Below are 1936 nucleotides of genomic sequence, written 5' to 3'. Positions count from 1 at the left end.
GACCGATCACCTTCCCCAACGCTCATTGGCTGTCTTCGTCGATCTCGTCGCGCAGCCGGTTCCGGCTCGAACGGCGGGAACGGGCTTGATCACCGTCGAGGGCCGATCCGAAAATCCGGTTCCAGTCGAGGTCGATGCCCCGGCGGGCCGAGCCCTCGGGGCCCGGCCGGGTGAAGGGCTCGAAGGTGTCCATCACCCGGCGGGCCATCTGCGCACGCCCTTGCTGCACGGCCTCCAGGATCGAGGAGGCGAGCTGGGGGCCCGTCATGTTCTGGTGCTTGTTGTCGAGGAACTTCAGCCCCGTCAACTCGCCCTGGGCACCGACGGTCGCCTCCACCACACGGTCGCTCGAGCGCACCGTCGCGGACGCCTGGCGGAGATCCGCCTCCGCCCGCGCGACAGCCGCCTGGGTGGCCTGGAGCTCGGCCATGGCCTGGGCGATGCGCTCCTGCAGCGGTTCGGTCAACGAATACTCCTGCGTAAGGTCAGATGTCGATCATTGTGCAACATCGGGACGACAAGAGGAATTTGAGATTCGTCAGCGTCCGATCACCGCTGGTGCACCTCCCTCGTCGGTGCCCCAGACGTCGTCCTCCTCCGGCTCCCAGACCTCACGCTCACGGTCGCTGCTCTCGGTCTCCGTCTGTCCGGGTCCGCCCGCACCGCCGCCCATCCCCGGCAGGAACGGGTTGCCGCCACTGGTACTGACGGCCTGCCGGTCCTCGTACACACCGCCCTTGCCGCGCGGGGCGGGAGCGCCGCGGCGGTTGCTGACCACGTCACCGCTGTCGATCACGTTGCGGACGCGTTCGGAGGGGCCGCCCTCGCCGCCCTTGCCGCCGCCCATACCACCCATACCACCCATGCCGCCCATGGGCATGCCGCCCATGCCGCCCATGCCGCCCATGCCGCTGACGCCGGGGGGCACCGGGCCGTTGTTCAGCGGAGTGCCACGGCCCGTACCGGGGGACCCGCCGGCGGACTGGCCGGGGTTGCCCAACGACGGCTCCTGATAGGCCTTGTCGTCGTACAGCTCCTCCTCGTAGGAGGGGCCGCCGTAGTCGTAGGAGGGCGGGTTCAGCGCGCCCGAGTACCCACCGCCCGGGTGGGAGCTGCCTCCGGGGCCGCCGTTCCGGTAGTCGGGAAGCGCGTTGTCGGGGTCGTTCAGATAGCCCGTGGTCGTCGTGCCGTCCGGGCTGGTGATCGAGGTGGCACCGGTGTCCGGGTCCACCCGCGAGCTGCTGCCATCGGGGTACTCGGTGACCACCTGGCCCTGCGGGTTCAGGTGGGTGGTGCTGCCGTCGGGGTTGGTCAGCGAGTCGCCGGCGTTGAGCGGCCCGGAGTAGTGGCTGCCGTCCGGCCGGGTGATGGTCGCCGTCTGGCTGTTCGGGTCGATCTCGGACTTGCTGCCGTCCGGGAAGTCCGTCACCACGCGGCCCTGGGAATCCAGGTGCGACTGGCTGCCGTCGGGGTTGGTCAGCGAGTCATCGCCGTTGACCGGTCCGGAGATGTTCGGCGAGAGCTGATTCAGGTCGCCGTTGTTCAGCTGGCTCAGATCGCCATTGTTGAGCTGGCTCAGATCTCGGTTGCCGAGCTGATTCAAGTCGCCATTGTTCAGTGAACCATTGAGCTTGAGCTGCTGCTTCTGGAACTCCTCCTGCTTCTGCTGCTGTTGCTGCTGAAGCTGTTCCTGCCGCTTCTGCTGCTCCTCCTGGAGCTTTTCCTGCTTCTGTTCCTGCTCCTGGCGGATCTGGTCCTGCTTCTGCTGCTGCTCTTCCTGCTTCTGCTCCGCCTGCTTCTGCTGCTCCTCCTGCTTCTTCTCCTGCTCCTGGCGGATCTGCTCCTGCTTCTGCTGCTGCTCTTCCTGCTTCTGCTCCGCCTGCTTCTGCTGCTCCTCCTGCTTCTTCTCCTGCTCCTGGCGGATCTGCTCCTGCTT

General features: G+C 67.3%; 1 protein-coding gene and 1 pseudogene. Both read right to left on the bottom strand.

Features of this window, described 5'->3' with window-relative positions:
* Window positions 1–22: 22 nt before the first annotated feature.
* Window positions 23–466, bottom strand: a complete 444-nt coding sequence (locus ACFZCY_RS06625) for a YbaB/EbfC family nucleoid-associated protein (RefSeq protein WP_391169928.1) — start codon at window positions 464–466, stop codon at window positions 23–25.
* A gap of 72 nt (window positions 467–538) precedes the next feature.
* Window positions 539–1936: pseudogene (locus ACFZCY_RS06620) on the bottom strand (microtubule/TRAF3 and DISC1 binding protein); the annotation flags it as partial.

This window comes from Streptomyces sp. NPDC007983, assembly GCF_042958345.1.
In the GTDB taxonomy this organism is placed as follows: Bacteria; Actinomycetota; Actinomycetes; order Streptomycetales; family Streptomycetaceae; genus Streptomyces.
This window is presented reverse-complemented; position numbering and strand designations above follow the sequence as displayed.